The sequence below is a fragment of the Streptomyces sp. B21-083 genome (genome assembly GCF_036898825.1).
Lineage (GTDB): Bacteria > Actinomycetota > Actinomycetes > Streptomycetales > Streptomycetaceae > Streptomyces.
The window spans coordinates 4,686,865-4,702,238 of the sequence record NZ_JARUND010000002.1; the positions used below are offsets into that span (position 1 = coordinate 4,686,865).

A 15,374-nucleotide genomic window follows, 5' to 3' on the forward strand; every position below is an offset into this window, starting at 1 on the left:
CATGGGCACGAGGAGCACCGATGCTACGAGCCAACCTTGCCCCTTCACTCGCCTGCTGTTTCCACTCACGCCGACAACGCGACGCCCCCCACCCCACCACATGGCCCCCGCCTTACATTTACAAGTTCCCTACAGCCGGGCGATCAAAGCCCGGAAAGTCGTCCGACGTCAATCACTTCCCAGCGGCGCAAATTTGACCAAATAGACTCAAACATCACATCGGCCAGGCAAAGGAGAGGAATAAAAAGTGCGACTAAATTGGCACTAAAAGCCAAAGAAATGGCAAAAAAGAACACCCATGAACGCCAGGATTCAAAAAGATCGACAAGAAAAAGAAAAACACTGCCCATTTATCGATCGCACGGAAAGGAGCAGAGAACTTCCGTTCACTGTCGCGGCCACGCCAATCTGGCGCACCACCGCTTCGTCATCGCCCCTGGCCCCGATCCCATGGGCCATCGCCTTGAGTGACGCCCCGTCAAGGGCCCCACCGTAGCGGCGGATCCGCTCGCCGGGGAGGGATCCACCCACCTCGCACCCCGCGAGCCAGACAGGTGCTGCAGAAGGCCCCGGCCGCACGTCAAGTCCGCTTCCCGGTCCCGAATGCACCGGAAACACCGACACCATCCGATCCCCTACCAGCGTCGCCGGCAGAGGTCGTCGAGCGCCGGGCGGCGCATCGAGAGCGGCCGTTGACGCACCGAGACGCCGGGCTCAGACTGCAGCTGAGCAGCTCGTGCGGGAGTCGTGACAGTTCGGGGGCCGCAGCCGGACCGTGTTGTCGCCTCAACACCCTCCTTGATCAGGCCTGTTGCGCGCTGCCGGTGGACGGCGCTGGGGTGAGGGCCTGCATTTTGCACTCAGCGACGCTGCCCGGCGCCGGTCCTTGCGGTGTCCGTGACGTCGCCACGCCCGGGACGGGACTCCACGCACGGAATCAGCTCGCTGGACTCCTGGGACACAGCGTCAACGGCTCCGACATCATGGGGGCATGCAGCAGCTCGAGGCGCAGGAAGTGTCCCTGCACAAGGTTTTCAGCAGCGACTACGACTTCAGGATTCCGGACTACCAGCGTCCGTACGCCTGGGACGTCGAGCAGGCCGTGCAGCTGCTCACCGACTTGGAGGAGTCGCTGGACAGGGGGACGGACGAGCCGTACTTCCTCGGCTCCATCGTCCTCGTCAAGGCGAAGGGGAACGCGCCCGCCGAGGTCATCGACGGCCAGCAGCGCCTCACCACCCTGACCATCCTGCTCGCCCTCCTTCGCGACCTGACGGAGGACCCCGACCTGCGCAGCGATCTTGACAAGCTGGTCACGGAGCCAGGCAACAAGGTCCGCCGGCTCGACCCCAGGCCCAGGCTCACCCTGCGCATCCGCGACGCCGGCTTCTTCCAGCAGTACGTCCAGACGACGGGAACCACCGAGGCGCTGCGGGCCCTGAAGGAGGAGACGCTGCCGACGGATGCGCAGAAGGCCGTCCTGCGTAACGCGGAGGCGCTGCACGCGATACTCGCCGTCTGGTCGGAGGAGCGACGGCTGGACCTTGTACAGATGCTTGGTGCGCGCACGTTCCTGGTCGTCGTCAGCACCCCTGATCTGGACAGCGCGCACCGTATCTTCAGCGTGATGAACTCCCGGGGGGTGGACCTTTCGCCCACGGACATCTTCAAGTCGCACATCATCGGTGCTCTGGACGAGAAGACCTCAGAGGAGTGCGCCCGCAAGTGGGAAGACGCGGAGGAGGCCCTGGGGCGAGACGACTTCGCCGACCTCTTCCTTCACCTGCGCATGGTGTTCGCCATGAAGCGGGCTGAGCGGGAACTGCTCAAAGAGTTTCCCGGGCAGGTGCTCAGCCACTACCTGCCCGGCAAGGCCGAGTCGTTCGTCAACGACGTCGTCGTGCCGTACGCGGACGCCTACGTGCAGATCCGCGACGCCAGATACTCGGCGGCCTCTGGGGCTGAGCGGGTCAATGCCTGGTTCAAACGCCTCCAGCAGATCGACAACAACGACTGGCGTCCCGCGGCCCTGTGGGCGCTGCGTAACCACGGCGACGACCCTGCCTGGCTCGACGGATTCTTCGGCGCACTGGAGCGGCTGGCGGCCAGCATGTTCATCCGCCGCGTCTACACCACTCCCCGCGTCACGCGTTACGCGGACCTCCTGCGCGAACTCAACGCCGGCAAGGGCCTGGCTGCGACGTCCTTCGCCCTGACGGACACGGAGAAGGCCGAGACACTCGCGCGTCTGGACGGCGACATATACCTCGTCACCAAGACCCGTAAGTACGTCCTGCTGCGCCTGGACGAGATGCTGGCCGGAAAGCCCGGAGTCTCGTACGACCACACCCTGATTACCGTCGAGCACGTGCTGCCGCAGAATCCGAAGCAGGCGTCCCAGTGGCTGCGGCACTTCACCGACGAACAGCGCACGGAGTGGACGCACCGGCTGGGCAACCTCGTCCTGCTCAACCGGACGAAGAACGCCTACGCACAGAACTACGACTTCACAGAGAAGAAGGCCAAGTACTTCACCGGCAGGCACGGCGTCTCCACGTTCGCCCTGACCAGCCAGGTGTTGCAGCACCAGGAGTGGGCGCCGGAACTGCTGCAGAAGCGGCAGCCTCGGCTCGTGGGGTTGCTGGCCGACGAGTGGGATCTGTAAGGAACCGGGGGCAGCTGCCCGCAGGACTCATGCGCGCCTGCAGGCTGTCGCTCATCCGGGAAGCCCGGCCCAAGAGTTGTCATCACCGATTCGGCGCGGATCCGAACTCGTCGCGAGCAGCGCGGTTTCGGCCGCGCCGCTTCTGGAGGACCCGGGTCAGGAAGCCGAACCGTCGAGGCCGAGGCGGATCACGGCGAGTGCCTCGGCGATCTCGACGGTCATCTCGTCGTCGGGGCCGAACACCATGCACATGTCCTGGTGGAGCGGTTCGAGGACCTGCCGGGCTTCGACGGCCCGGCCCTGGGCGAGCAGCAGCATTCCGATGTTGTGTCGTAGCTCCACGGCTTCCTCGCTCACGTCGCTGTCGACGGCCCGTACGACGTGCAGCACGCCCTGGAGTGCTGCGAGCGCGTCGGTGACCTGACCGAGTTCGGCGCGGCACCGGGCCGCCTGGGCGCGGCAGGCGCGGGCCTGCTCGGTGGTGGGTCCGGTGATACGGGCGTACGCGTCGGCGAGGGCGTCGAACTCGGGCAGGGCGGCCCGGTAGTCACCGCCGAGGAGGCGGATCGCTGCCCGCTGGCGGCGCAGCGCCAGGACCGGTTTGCTCTCGGAGCCGAGGGCGAGGGCTGCGGGTTCGATGACCTCGCCGAGTACCTCGGCGGCCTGCGCGAACCGTTCCTGCTCCAGCAGAGTGTCGGAGTGGGCGTACGCCTCCTTGATGTCCTCGCGCAGCTGGGCGGGGACGGGCACGGGCTGGGCTCCGGGGAGGATGGCTGTCGGCGTCGAACCCCCGGGTGCGGGGGTCTGGGCGCGGGCGCGGGGCGCGAATGGGTGACGGAACACGCCTGTCGGGTCGGGTGCGCCGGCTGGCCCGGCATCGGCTGTGCCGGGCTCTCCGTCTGGCGGCGGGAGGAACGGCAGCAGTCGCGCGTACACCTCCTGCGTGTCGGCGGGCCGCGCCTCGGGCGCCTTGCGCAGCAGGTGCAGGACCAGCTCCTCCAACGCCTCGGGGACGTCGGGCCGCAGTTGTCGCAGCGGGATGGGGGCGGCGTTGACGTGCTGGTACATCAGCAGGTACTCGTTCTCCGCCTCGAACGCGAGGCGCCCGCTGAGGAGTTCGTGCAGCACGCAGCCCAGCGCGTACAGATCGGTCTGCGGGGTGACACGCCCACCGCGGACCTGTTCGGGCGACATGTACTGGTGGGTGCCGATGGGGCTGCCGGTGGCGGTCAGTTTGGTGACGTCGGTGCGCAGGATCGCCGCGATGCCGAAGTCGAGGACCTTCACGGTGCCGTCGCGTGCGACGAGGATGTTGCCCGGCTTGAGGTCCCGGTGGATGACCGGCACGTCGTGCGCGTACGACAGCACGGTCGCGATCTGCGCGGCGACGGCTGCCGCCCAGCTGACCGGCAGCGGTCGGCCGGGGTCGAGGTATGCGGACAGCGGTACGCCGTCGACGAGCTCCATCACCAGGAACAGGCGCTCGTACGACGCGTCGAGCACCGCGTCGTACACCTGCGGCACGCCGGGGTGCTGGATGCGCGCGGTGATGCGGGCCTCGCGGCGGAAGCGTTTGGCGAACTCCTCGGCCAGCTGAGGGGAGGTGACCGACGCCTGCCGGATGAGCTTCACCGCGACGGGCCGGTCGAGCACGGCGTCGTAGCCGCGCCATACGTCGCCCATGCCGCCGTGGTTGAGCTCCTCCAGGAGTTCGTAACGGTCGGAGATCGCCTCCTGCGGCACCTTGCCCCCGGTGTGCGTGATGAACAGTCACGGTCAGGGGTCAAGTGTGACCGCTGTGTCGATCTGCCGTCCAGGGCTCGCGGTGCTACATGGGCACAAGCGCGGCGGTGGACGACGGGCAGGAGGGTGCGGCGGCCGGTCGGCCTCCCGCTGGCAGGACGTACGTGAGGTGGGCCGCCGGGCGAGGTACCAGCTCGTGGGGCTGGTCCCTTTCCCAACGCCCTCCTCCCGAACCCGTCGTGCGGCGTTAACCGCAACGGGCTCTCCAGTGACTCTCGTGAACTTCGGTTTTGCGGCCAACACGGATGTCTCCGTGGCCGGTTGAGCAGACCACGAGGGTCTTGCGTCGTTTCCTGGTCATGAGGACAGCCCAGTTGAGTTGTTCCTGTCCGAGCCGGTCGAGGTCGGCGAGTCTGGTGGACCTGGATTTCTTCAGTCCGACCGCACAGCTCGCAGAACCCGGCCAGCAGCCTCGTCGTCAGCTTGCGTCGACGGGGCCTGCGCCGGACGGGATCATGGTCCGTGAGGACCGCGATTTTCTGCCGTCTGAGTGGAATGCCACCGAACTGTTCAACCAGCGGTTTCCTGCTCGGGGCTCGGGTGATGCTGGCCTGGAGACACTTGCGGCGCCCGGCCGGGGTGTCGATGGTGCCCCCCCAGGCGTGGGCCGGGCTCATCCGGCTGGCCGCCGACTGGTCGGCCTGAGCCGAACGTACGCGACCCGGTGGCGGCCCAGTCGCGCAGGCGGCTGGGCCCCCACGTCTTGCACGGTTAGCTGAGACCCGTTGCCAGAAGCGATCGCCGAGCTCACGAGCCTGCTCGGGCCCGGCGGCAGCAACGGCTGGCCTGACCGTGTCCGGTTCGGGAAGTGCTGGCAGCACAGGGAACCAGAGGGGATCCGGGGCCATACAGCGCCGGATCCCCGTCTACTGGCGGGGTGCTCGCAAGTCGATCGGTGTCCGATTGCGCACTCCGTCCAGGACCGTGTGGTCGACGGACGGGCGAGGTCGGGGTGCCGCCGCGGTGAGGGTGATCATGCCGCGGTCGCTCAGCGCCGTCTGCCACTCGCTCGGGCGGGGACGGGTTCCGCGCTCGCCCGCGGCCTGGGCGAAGAGGCTTCCCACCGCGGCAGCCTGACGCTCGTTGAGGCATCCGGCGACGGGCCGCAGCTGCTGGTCCGGTCTGGCGTACGGCTCCTGCGCGAGAATGCGCCCCGCGGTGAGGGCCGTCTTGTACGCGTCCGTGTCGACGCTCGCCTCGGTGGACGGGGCGAGCGGGTCGTTCCAATCGGGAGTGGCGGCCTGGGCCTGGACGGCGTTACGCCCCACCCGGCGGAAGCCGTCACAGTCCAGGAAGTGGACGGCGGGTTCGGGTATGAGGGACCACAGGATGTTGGCCTGCGAGATGTCCCCGATCACCAGTCCGGCGTCGTGGAACCAGCCGATGGCCTCGACGCAGGCCAACGCGAGAGCCCTGCGTTGCTCAGGAGTCGGCTGCGACACCTCCTGCCAGGCCACTTTCGGAGGCCTGATCAGATACTGCAACTCGAGGAGCTTCGTCGCTCCGGTCGCGGTGCGCCACGTCATGGGAGACGGGGCACGCCGCATGAGGAAACCGAGTGTCCGGCCGCCCTCGACCACACGGCACAATGGCCAGGCGGCGAGGGCGTCCAAACGGGTCCGATCGGCCTGGCCGAGCCCCTGCCGGAACGCGACCAGGTCCGCGAGCGCATTGCCGTTGACCTTGGACGGGTCCTTGTACTCTTTGTAGAGCAGCGACCCGTCGCCGACGGCATGCACCTCACCCTGGCCGCCGATGCCGACCCGTTCCCCGAGCGTGAGCGGCGAGCGGGCGACGTCGGCGCCGTCCTCCGCGCTCATGCCTGCTCCTCCCACACGCAGATGACGGTCCGGTCGTCGTCGTAGGACTTGGCCCGTGTCTGCGCCTGCCACAGGAAGTCGGACAGGGAGGGGACCTCGGGCCCGCCCCACGCTTCGGCGAGGCGGCGCGCGAACTCCGGGTCCTTCTGGGTGAGGGGGTTGGTGATGCCGTCGGTGCCCAGCAGCAGAACCTCGCTCGGCACGGTACGCAGCAGAGTGGCCTTGACGCTGCGGTAGGCGTGCGGGAGAGCCTCGGTGCGGGTGTCGAGCAGTCCTTCGCCGTCGTCCGGGTCCCCGTGTTCCCAGCGGCCCTCACGCAGCACGAACAGGCCGCCGTCGCCGACGCTGCACAGAACTCGGTCGCGGATGCGCGGGTCTGTGGGGATCAGGAGGACGTGCAGCGTGGTGGCGTAGTCCTGGTCGGCGTAGGGACGGGGCTTGTGCTGTGCGGTACGTGCCCACCCGGAGCGAAGTTCGGCAGCCGCGCCGGCGACCGCCTTGGTGGCCAAGACTCGAAGTTCGTTCTCGTCGCCAGCACACACCGCCGCGTAGATGTTCTCCGCCTCCCGGTCCAGGAAGACGGCTGCCAGGCGCGAGAACTGGTAGGAACCCACATGCGAGTACACCGCGGAGCCCACGCCGTCGGCGACCGCCAACAGAAGCATCTCCGCATCCGGGGGACCGATACGCGTCATCGTCATGGCGTCCTGGCGGCAACTGCCCTCCCAGTTGTGGGAGTCGCCGCGCACGGAGGCGGCACGCACGGTCAGTCGCCCGATGAGGGCCCCGTCCAGCAGGACCGCGGGGGAGAACGCGGCAGATTCATCCGCGTCCCGCACGGAGGGACGTCCCAGAGGGTGGGGCGGATAGCTGGGAGGGCGGTTGCCTACGTGCGAGGGTGCCCCCCGCAGGAGTCCGGTTCCGGTTTCCGTTGACGACGCGAGGTCCTCCGGCGTCAGAGGTGCCGACGGCGCCGTGGGGACAGCGGTTCCCGGCCCCGAGGTGACCGGGTCGACCGGCACGGCACCGTGCGCCAGGCTCCTGATCCGCGCGTCGTGGTCGTCGGTATCGCGAGCCCCGCCGAAGAGCCCGGCATCGTCCTGCGCGCCGCGGAATCCTCCGTCGTACACCGGGCCGCTCACAGCTTGTCCAGGGAGACGCGAGTGAAACCGGGCACGTGGTCCTGGACGTCGAGGTGGAATCCCTCGCCGCCCTGGGAGTCCATGCTGGTCGCCGAATTGACGATGGACCGGGTGAGGGACGAGGCGAACTCGCGGAGCGCGACGGCAGGGGTGACGGACTGGTCCTGCTGCATGAACGCCTTGAAGTTGGCCACTTCCGAGATGATCGCGGCGTCGGCGTCCCCGATCCCGAACGCGATGATCTTCGGCGCGTAACGGAACGCGTTCAACTCTTTGAGCACGGTACGCCAGTCGTCGTCCGTGGGGATGCCGTCGGAGAGGAAGAACACCACCGGCCGGTACACGTCGTGGCCCTCCGACTTGAGGGCCGCGACGTCCATGTCGATGGTGTCCTTCAGCAGACGGAAGGCGGCACCGAAGGAGGTCACCCCGCCTGCCGACAGGGATGGCAACTGCGTCAGCTCGCTGAGGTCGGCGAGCGGCTGCAACAGTGAAGCCTGGGTCGAGAAACCGATCAGTGCGAAACGGGTCTTGTCCGCGACGCTCGGATTGGTGCTGATCTCGTGATGAAGGTCAGGCAACGCCGCGTTGATGGTGTCCACGCCGTCAGGTCCAGCCATGGAACCGGACTCGTCGCACACCATGTAGAAGGGCAGGATCTGCATGAGCTCTCCTGAGCGTAGGCGTAGGTAACGGCGCAGCCGTCAACGGGTGTAGAAGTAGATCTCCAGATCGGCGGAGCCCGCGGAACCGCCGTTCCAGAAGTCCCGCGTCGTCGCGTCGGTGAACATGTCCGGTCGCGCCTTCCGTAGAGACTTGTTGATCTCGCGCGCGTACGCCTGGCCGTCACTGGGCTCGGGGGCCTGACCGAAGGTCAGCACGAAGGCGGCGGCGTGACCCTCGTAGCGGGCGGTCGCGGCACGGAGCTGGCTGACCATCCGTGCAGTGTCGCCGACCGTTGCCGTCACCTGAACCTTCACCGGTTTGCGCTCCACGGACCGGGGCCCCGACGGTGTCGGACTCGGTTCGGGTGACGGCCCGGCGTCGGCGGACGAAGTGGACGGGGAAGGGCGAGCGGCGGCCTGCGCGGCCAGTGGATCGCCCCGGTCTCCCATGGACACGATGGCGAGTACGAGCAGCATGTCGGCGAAGAGCCACCCTGCGAGATGCAGCGGAGTGAAGCGGAAGCCTCTTCTCACCGGGCTCACCGTCCGGATCCGATCCCGGCCCGCAGCTCCTTCGCCTGCCGCAGCTCGTCCTCGGCCCGCTTCTGGGCGGCTTCGGCTCCCGCCCGGGCCGCCTCTGCCTCGGAGCGGGCCGTCTCAGTCTCGGCGCGGGCCGTCTCGGTCTCGCGCAGGGCCCGCACCAGGGCGTCGGTGACGCTGGTGAAACGGTCGGCCGCCTCGTGGAGGGCGAGGCTGCGGGCCTCGATGCCGAGCAGGGCCTCGCGCGAGACCTCCGCGGCCTCACCGGTGCGTTCGGCCACCGCACCGAGGTCGTTGAGCAGCCGGCCGTTGACGTCCGCGACGACCTCGATGCCGGTGGTGAACCCGCGTTGCGAGGCGGCCAGTACCGTCAGGGAGTCCTCGACCTGCTGCGCCGCGTCCGACAGCGCCTTGTGGACGCTGGTGCCGTTGGCGCTGACCGCGGTCTCCAGCCGGTCCGCGGTACGGGCGAGGAGATCGCGCATCCTCTCCCCGGCCGCCCGCAACTCTTCCGCCGCCTTATCGAGGACACTGGTCTGTCCGCTGACCGCGTCGGCCAGCCGCCGGCCCGCCTGCGTCACCGGGCCGTCCAAGCCCTGCACGGCGGTCTGGATGGCCGTCCCGCTGTCCCGCACGGTCTCCTCGATCCGCAGCACCACCTGCTCGATCGGCCGCACGTACGCCTCCACCTGGGCAAGACGCTGCTCCGCCTTGTCCATCGCCTTGCCCACCACCTGGGCGGCCCGGGTGAGTTCCTCCTGCGTGGCGATGGCCTTGGTCTGCATGCGCTGGATCCGCCCGGCCGCCGAGTTGAGCTCCGCCGCGAAGCGTTGCGGGGAGGCGAACCGATGCTCGTTGAGCGAGAGCTGTGCCCTGGTGAGGACCGGGACCAGGCGGGCAAGGGCCGTACGGGTGCGCCCGCGCGCCTCCTCCTCACGACGTTCGGCGGCAGTGCGCCGGTAGCCGTGCACTGCGGTAAGGACGAACAGCATCGCCAGGGTCAGACACCCGCCCACGGCGACGTGCCCGAAGCGGAAGATGCCGCCCAGGTGCCCGTCAAACCCGGACTGCCAGAGCTGAAGGAACGGCCGACCCGCGGCCTTGGGGTCGTCGCCCGTGAGCGCCCCGTACGCACTGGACGCCTGCCACAGGCCGAACCAGGTGAACAGCAGCGGCAGGAAGACCAAGGCTCCCAGAACCCAGTCCAGCGCCGAGTCGAACCGTGTGCCACGGCCGTCGGTCACAGGCTCGGCGATGCTCTCGGGTCGGGCGAAATTCACCATCAGGTCGAGATCGGCCCACGCGTCGAGGGCTTCCGTGTCGGTGGAGCCGAGTGCCTGAGCCAGTGCGCGCAGTTCTTCGGCGCGCGGTGCGAGCGCAGGATCCTGCGCAAGGTCCTCGAGGTGACGTGCCGTCACCCCTTTGTCGAGTTGTATCCCCGCGAACATTCCCACCCCTGCCCGGTGTACGCCGGGACGTTCTTGCCTATCCGAGCGCAGCGACGGTGGGGCCGGGACCAGCGGCGCGTGCCCCCTGCCGCGCGGAACTTAACTGGTGGAGACTTTCACATCTTTTTCACCAGTCGCGCCATAATAGACGACCATCTCATCGGCGGACGGGTGGCATGAAGGTCATGCGAAATGCTGAACCAGGGGAGTTTCCTTGAGCGGTGACGGCAGACGACGGGGTGTCATCCAGCTGACCGGAGGCGGGGCTCCCATCGAGTCCGAGAGGCGGTCGGCCCGGGAGCCGGTGCCGCGTACGCGTACGGTGGAGCTCTCCCGGCAGACTCCACGTGCCGAGATCACGGGCCGGGGTGTCCTCCAGGTAAACCTCAGCTGGTCGGTCGCCTCCGAGGCCGATCTCGACCTGGGCTGCATGGTTCTCACCCGCGACGGCATGGGTATCGCCGTGCAGCCACTCGGAGCGGCGTTCGGCGATCTCGACGCCTGGCCCTACGTCAGTCTCGACCAGGACGACCGGACCGGCGAGACCTCGGACGGGGAGACGCTGCGGATCAGCTTGGAGCACCGTCGTCAGTTCACCAAGCTCCTCGTCTACGTGTACATCTACGAGGGGGCGGCCGACTTCCGAACGCTCGGAGGCATCGTCACCGTCAGCGCCCCGAGCGGCACCTGGCGCATCCACCTCGACGACTCCCCGGCAGGGGCCACCTCGTGCGCCATCGCCCTGCTGATCCCGGGGCGCGACACCCTCGACCTCCGGCGCGAGGTCCGCTGGTTCACCGCACGGCCCTGGTCCATGAACCAGCAACTCATCGACCGGGCATACGGCTTCGGCTTCGAGTGGGTGCCCGGGGTCAAGCCTCCTCTGTGAGACGGCGGTTCGCCTGCGGGCGAGGGTGGTCATCGAGTTCCGCCCAGACCGTCTTGAGGGGAGGGGCGGACAGGTCCATTCCCCAGGGGTCGGCGAGAGCGGTGACCAGGAGGAGCCCGCGACCCGACTCCGCGTCGGGGAGGGGCGGTACGTCTCCCGGCGTGAGGGGCGGGGGTGGCGAGTGTGTAGAGATCGCAGCCGCCGTGGTCGCCGTACACATCCGGGACTCGGAGGTCCGATCCGGACCGGTTCTGACGGTCACCCCCGACGCGTGGGCCGGGCTCGTCCGGCTGGCCGTTCTAGCAGACGATCTGAGCCGTACCCCCGTAACCCCCGTGAGTGCCCAGTCGCACAGGTGGCTGGGCACCCACGTCTTGCACGGTCCTGAGTCGGCGGTACCGGATCCGATGCAGCGTTGCTACTTCACATCCTTGGCCAGGACGGCGACGGCGACCCTGCCCACCACCGTCGTCAGGACGTAGTTGGTCGAGCTACTGAAAGCGACACCTACGCCGGCTGGAATCGCCTTGGCCATCGCCTTCTGGGTGAAGGTGATGGACACCCGCTTGAACAACTGCTTGATTGTGACCAAGGCGGGACCTTTCAGGTACTGGTAGACCAGCTTCTCGGCGATCTTCTGGACCGCTGCCTTGCCGCCCTTTGTCGCCATCTGTTCTGCCGAACCCGCCAACGCGAGCATGAAGGCGAGGTGCTTCTTGTCCTCACCGCTCAGCTCGGTCTCGTACACCTCAACGAGGCACATGCACATATCGATCTGGAGCTTGAGTGCCGCGGCGATGTCAGTGAGACCGCCGCCCAAGACTGCGACCGCCGTACCGACACCCGGAATCACGCTCGGGGCTGCGGTGACCGCCCCAGCGGCTGCCGAAAGTTTGGAGTATCGGCCAATTATCTTGGCCGCGACCCGGCGCTTGTCTTCCAGGCTCTCGGGCTCCCGCTTGAACTTGGCCTCGAAAGTCGCACGATAACCGGCCACGAGCGTAGCGGCCGCCTCCGGCGTGATGGCGATCCCCTCGACGACCTTCTGGAGCCGAGACGCCTCGGGATCGTCCGTCGCGTGGTCCATTGTTTCCCCTCCCGATTCGTTGCCGCTCATGAATGAGGACAACTTGCACTGCGCACAGACTTGATGCACTTCAAGGTGCCCCGGCCGGCACATCCGGCCGGAGCGTACGCATCAGATGCCGTCGTCCAGGCCCTCCTCGCGGCGGATCATCCGCCAGGCGGCCTTGCGGGCGCTGCGGTCCAGGCTGGACTTGAAGCCCTTGTCGGGGCCGAAGTACTGGCGGCCCATGCCTGCGATGGTGTCGATGTGGTCGGCCATCTTGTCCGCGAAGACGTTGTCGAAGACGAGGCCGAAGTTGTCCTCGTCGTTGACGACGGCCGCCGCCCGCACCTTCGGGTCGGCCTTGGCCTCCTCGAACGGGCGGATGACGTCCTGCTCGGTGAACTCGGTGCCGAAGCGTTCGTTGAACTTGTCGATCAGCTGGGAGAGCAGCGATTTCTCCGCTTCCTTCGCGCCGCCCGAGCCGTCACCGAAGCCCTGCATCGTCGTCGGCCCCTCGGCGGTGAGGGAGACGTCGTACTCGCCGGTCTTCTCGACCCGCATATGGCTGAGGTCGATCTCGCCTATGTCCACGCCGCCGTCCGCTCGGCGCGGCAGCCGGTTGAGGAGGTAGCGGCCGTAGAGGTGCAGCCGCTCCAGCTCGGCGTCCCGGTAGGGAACGATCTGCGCGAGGAAGCCGTACTTCCTGACGTAGTCGTTGAGGTCGGCGCGAAAACCCTCCGCCGTCTCCTGGTCGTCCTCGTCCTCGCTCTCCAGCAGAGGCGTGAAGCGTGCGACGGCGGGGGAGAGCAACCGGTACAGCTCGGCGTGCAGCTTCTCCCACTTGGACTGCGAGCCCGCCGCCTTCTCCTTGGCGGCGAAGTACGCGGCGGCGAACTCGTCCATCTCCTGCCCGGACAGGATCGGCGCCTGCATGACCCGGCTCTGCGCGGTGTAGAGCAGGTTGGGGTCGGAGGGGAGGGTCATCGCCTCCTCGAAGTACGGGCGGAAGGACTCCTGTATGTCCTCGGCCTTGTTGACGAAGTCCAGCACCGCCAAGTCCGCCTGCGTCTTGCGTTCGGCGGTCCGGTTCAGCCGGGACAGGGTCTGTACGGCGGAGATGCCGGTCAGCGTCTTGTTGACGTACATCGTCGTGAGGAGCGGCTGGTCGAACCCGGTCTGGTACTTCTCCGCGACGACCAGGATCCTGTACTCGCGCTGTCCCGCTCCGCCGGCACGGGCGGCCTTGTCGTCGGCGCGTGTGTACGCGAACGCCTTCGGCAGCGCGCTCTCCGACAGCCCGCCGTTCTCCTTCGGCTCGGTGGTCTCCTCGCCGTCGACGGTGAGCGAGCCGGAGAAGGCGACGAGGACACCCAGATCGGGGTACTTGGTGTCGTAGTCCCGGTCCTTGAGGTAGCTCTTGATGGCACGCGCCATCTGTACCGCGACCTGCCGGGAGGCGGTCACCACCATCGACTTGGCCCGCCCGCCGAGACGGCCCCGGCTGTGCGCCACGAAGTGCTCCACGATCACCTGGGCATGCTGGGCGACCGTCGAGTCATGGGTCAGCGCGTACCGGGCGAGCAGGCCGTTCGCCTTCGACGGGTCGACCTCCTTCTCGTCAGGGTTCTTGTTCACCAGCTTCCAGTACGTGTTGTACGTGACGTAGTTGCGCAGCGGATCGAGGATGAAGCCCTCCTCGATCGCCTGCCGCATCGAGTACGTGTGGAAGGGCCGGTAGGTCGCCTTGCCGTCGATGTCCTGGAGCGTGCCGAAGAGTTCGAGGGTCTTGGCCTTCGGCGTGGCGGTGAACGAGAAGTAGGAGAGGTTCGCGGCACGGGAACGCTGCTCGGCCCGCTTCTTGAGCTGCTCGTCGAGGGTGGCGGCGGCGGCCGGGGCCTTGACCGTGGTCGCGCCCGCCTCGTCCGAGTCGGAGTCCAGGCCGAGGTCGCGCAAGGCCGACCGTACGGCGGTGGCGGCGTCGCCGGACTGCGAGGAGTGCGCCTCGTCCACGACGATCGCGAAGCGGCTGCCCCGGATCTCGGTCGGGTTGCGCTGGAGGTAGTCGAGCAGCGCCGGGAACGAGTGCAGGGTGACCGTGACGATCTTCCCGGTGTCGCGGGAGAGGGCCTTCGCGAGCTGCTCGCCCTTCGCCCCGTACTTCTCGTCGATCTTCACGACGAGCCCCGCGGTCTGCTCGAAATTGCCGACGGTTTCACGGAGTTGGGCGTCAAGGTTGCGGCGGTCGGTGATGACGATGACCTTGTCGAAGACCGGCACGCCGGGCTTGAGGCCCTTGACCAAGGCCTCGGCGTCGAGTTCACGCGGGTCGGTGGGGGTGTGCAGGTCGCTTAGGCGGTGCGCGAGCCAGCCGATGGTGTTCGACTTGCCCGAGCCGGCCGAGGCCATGACCAGGTAGTCGTGGCCGGCGCCGTGCGTTGCGGCGTGCGCGGTGAGCTTCTTGACCGCGTCCCACTGCTGGAACCGGGGGAAGACCATCGTCTTCGTGGTGCCGCCGCCGGGCGTCTTGCTTTTGTGCAGGTGCACGAACCGCTGGAGCAGGTCCAGCCAGTTGTCCGGCTGCCAGACCTGTTCCCAGAGGTAGGAGGTCGCGTACGTGCCGTAGGCGGTCGGGGCCGGGTTGCCGGAGCCGCCCGGCTGGCCGGGGCCGTTGGAGCCGGTGTTGAACGGGAGGAAGCGGGTGTTCTTGCCCTTGAGCTGGGTGGCGACGAAGACCAGGTCCGGGTCGACGGCGAAGTTCGCGACGACCCGGCGCGTGAAGATCAGTTCGGTGGGGTCGCGGTCGGTACGGTACTGCTCCTTGGCGTGCTCCACCCCCTGCTTGGTCAGCGGGTTCTTCAACTCGGCGGTGGCGACCGGGATTCCGTTGAGGAAGAGGGTGAGGTCGAGCTTGTTGCCCCAGTCGGCCTGCTTCGTCGCGTACACGAGTTCGCGGACGACGGTTAGGCGGTTGGCCCGGTAGCTGTCGAGCACGGAGTCATGAGCGACGAGGTTCGGCTTGAAGTAGGCGACGCGGAGGAGGACGCCCCGGTCCTTGACGCCGTTGCGGAGGACATCGAGGAGCCCGTTGGTGGCGATGGCCTGGTCGAGTCGGCCGGCGAACCCGCGCTGCGCCTCGTTCGGGTCCCCGCCGTAGACGGTGAGCAGCTCACTCCACTCGTCGGGCTGGGTCGCCCCGATGAACGTGAACAACTCGTTGGTGTCCAGGCCGAGATCGGCCCGGTAGTCCTGCGGGCGAGCTTCGCGCCAGCCGCGCTCGACCATGGCGGCGACGATGGCATCACCGAAGGCGGACTCTGTATGGATAGGGCTCAT

General features: G+C 67.9%; 12 protein-coding genes. 3 read left to right on the forward strand and 9 right to left on the reverse strand.

Annotated elements, in window-relative coordinates:
- Positions 1 to 143: 143 nt before the first annotated feature.
- Entirely contained in the window at positions 144 to 350 is a 207-nt protein-coding gene (locus QA861_RS45100; protein WP_334594750.1) for a hypothetical protein, read from the reverse strand.
- A 641-nt stretch (positions 351 to 991) separates the two neighbouring features.
- Here QA861_RS45100 and QA861_RS45105 point away from each other — a divergent pair.
- Positions 992 to 2,665: a DUF262 domain-containing protein gene (locus QA861_RS45105; protein WP_334594751.1), complete on the forward strand. Its 1,674-nt coding sequence runs from the start codon at positions 992 to 994 to the stop codon at positions 2,663 to 2,665.
- Positions 2,666 to 2,821: 156 nt separating this feature from the next.
- On the opposite strand, the gene QA861_RS45110 is transcribed toward QA861_RS45105, so the two are convergent.
- From QA861_RS45110 to QA861_RS45135, 6 genes are all read right to left on the reverse strand, one after another.
- A complete protein-coding gene (locus QA861_RS45110; RefSeq protein WP_334594752.1) occupies positions 2,822 to 4,408 on the reverse strand; it encodes a serine/threonine-protein kinase in 1,587 nt (528 codons plus the stop codon).
- 926 nt (positions 4,409 to 5,334) lie between these two features.
- The gene (locus QA861_RS45115) at positions 5,335 to 6,288 is read right to left on the reverse strand and encodes a hypothetical protein (protein WP_334594753.1); all 954 of its coding nucleotides are present in this window, start codon (positions 6,286 to 6,288) and stop codon (positions 5,335 to 5,337) included.
- Positions 6,285 to 7,127 carry a protein phosphatase 2C domain-containing protein gene (locus QA861_RS45120; protein ID WP_334594754.1) on the reverse strand — a complete coding sequence of 281 codons (843 nt, stop codon included), beginning with the start codon at positions 7,125 to 7,127 and terminating at the stop codon, positions 6,285 to 6,287. Before QA861_RS45120 ends, QA861_RS45115 begins: the two co-directional genes overlap by 4 nt.
- Positions 7,128 to 7,426: 299 nt before the next feature.
- Complete coding sequence (locus tag QA861_RS45125; protein ID WP_334594755.1) at positions 7,427 to 8,095, reverse strand: vWA domain-containing protein; 669 nt, start codon at positions 8,093 to 8,095, stop codon at positions 7,427 to 7,429.
- Positions 8,096 to 8,134: 39 nt separating this feature from the next.
- Positions 8,135 to 8,638, reverse strand: a complete 504-nt coding sequence (locus tag QA861_RS45130) for a hypothetical protein (RefSeq protein ID WP_334594756.1) — start codon at positions 8,636 to 8,638, stop codon at positions 8,135 to 8,137.
- Positions 8,635 to 10,083, reverse strand: coding sequence for a coiled-coil domain-containing protein (locus tag QA861_RS45135; protein ID WP_334594757.1), 1,449 nt, complete (start codon positions 10,081 to 10,083; stop codon positions 8,635 to 8,637). Before QA861_RS45135 ends, QA861_RS45130 begins: the two co-directional genes overlap by 4 nt.
- Before the next feature lie 214 nt (positions 10,084 to 10,297).
- On the opposite strand from QA861_RS45135, the gene QA861_RS45140 reads away from it, so the two are divergent.
- Both QA861_RS45140 and QA861_RS47350 read left to right on the forward strand, forming a co-directional pair.
- Positions 10,298 to 10,972, forward strand: a complete 675-nt coding sequence (locus tag QA861_RS45140) for a tellurium resistance protein (RefSeq protein ID WP_334594758.1) — start codon at positions 10,298 to 10,300, stop codon at positions 10,970 to 10,972.
- 203 nt (positions 10,973 to 11,175) lie between these two features.
- Positions 11,176 to 11,454 carry a DUF397 domain-containing protein gene (locus QA861_RS47350; protein WP_443041659.1) on the forward strand — a complete coding sequence of 93 codons (279 nt, stop codon included), beginning with the start codon at positions 11,176 to 11,178 and terminating at the stop codon, positions 11,452 to 11,454.
- On the opposite strand, the gene QA861_RS45150 is transcribed toward QA861_RS47350, so the two are convergent.
- Together QA861_RS45150 and QA861_RS45155 are read right to left on the reverse strand one after the other, a co-directional pair.
- Complete coding sequence (locus QA861_RS45150) at positions 11,391 to 12,089, reverse strand: hypothetical protein (RefSeq protein ID WP_334594759.1); 699 nt, start codon at positions 12,087 to 12,089, stop codon at positions 11,391 to 11,393. The two genes, QA861_RS47350 and QA861_RS45150, sit on opposite strands and share 64 nt — an antisense overlap.
- An 81-nt stretch (positions 12,090 to 12,170) precedes the next feature.
- Positions 12,171 to 15,374: a type I restriction endonuclease subunit R gene (locus QA861_RS45155; protein ID WP_334594760.1), complete on the reverse strand. Its 3,204-nt coding sequence runs from the start codon at positions 15,372 to 15,374 to the stop codon at positions 12,171 to 12,173.

Excerpts from the sequence above, each read along its gene's own strand:
- QA861_RS45155 (WP_334594760.1), bottom strand. The coding sequence starts at position 15,374 with ATGAGCCCTATCCATACAGAGTCCGCCTTCGGTGATGCCATCGTCGCC.
- QA861_RS45115 (WP_334594753.1), bottom strand. The coding sequence starts at position 6,288 with ATGAGCGCGGAGGACGGCGCCGACGTCGCCCGCTCGCCGCTCACGCTC.
- QA861_RS45100 (WP_334594750.1), bottom strand. The coding sequence starts at position 350 with ATGGGCAGTGTTTTTCTTTTTCTTGTCGATCTTTTTGAATCCTGGCGT.
- QA861_RS45125 (WP_334594755.1), bottom strand. The coding sequence starts at position 8,095 with ATGCAGATCCTGCCCTTCTACATGGTGTGCGACGAGTCCGGTTCCATG.
- QA861_RS45105 (WP_334594751.1), top strand. The coding sequence starts at position 992 with ATGCAGCAGCTCGAGGCGCAGGAAGTGTCCCTGCACAAGGTTTTCAGC.
- QA861_RS45150 (WP_334594759.1), bottom strand. The coding sequence starts at position 12,089 with ATGAGCGGCAACGAATCGGGAGGGGAAACAATGGACCACGCGACGGAC.
- QA861_RS45135 (WP_334594757.1), bottom strand. The coding sequence starts at position 10,083 with ATGTTCGCGGGGATACAACTCGACAAAGGGGTGACGGCACGTCACCTC.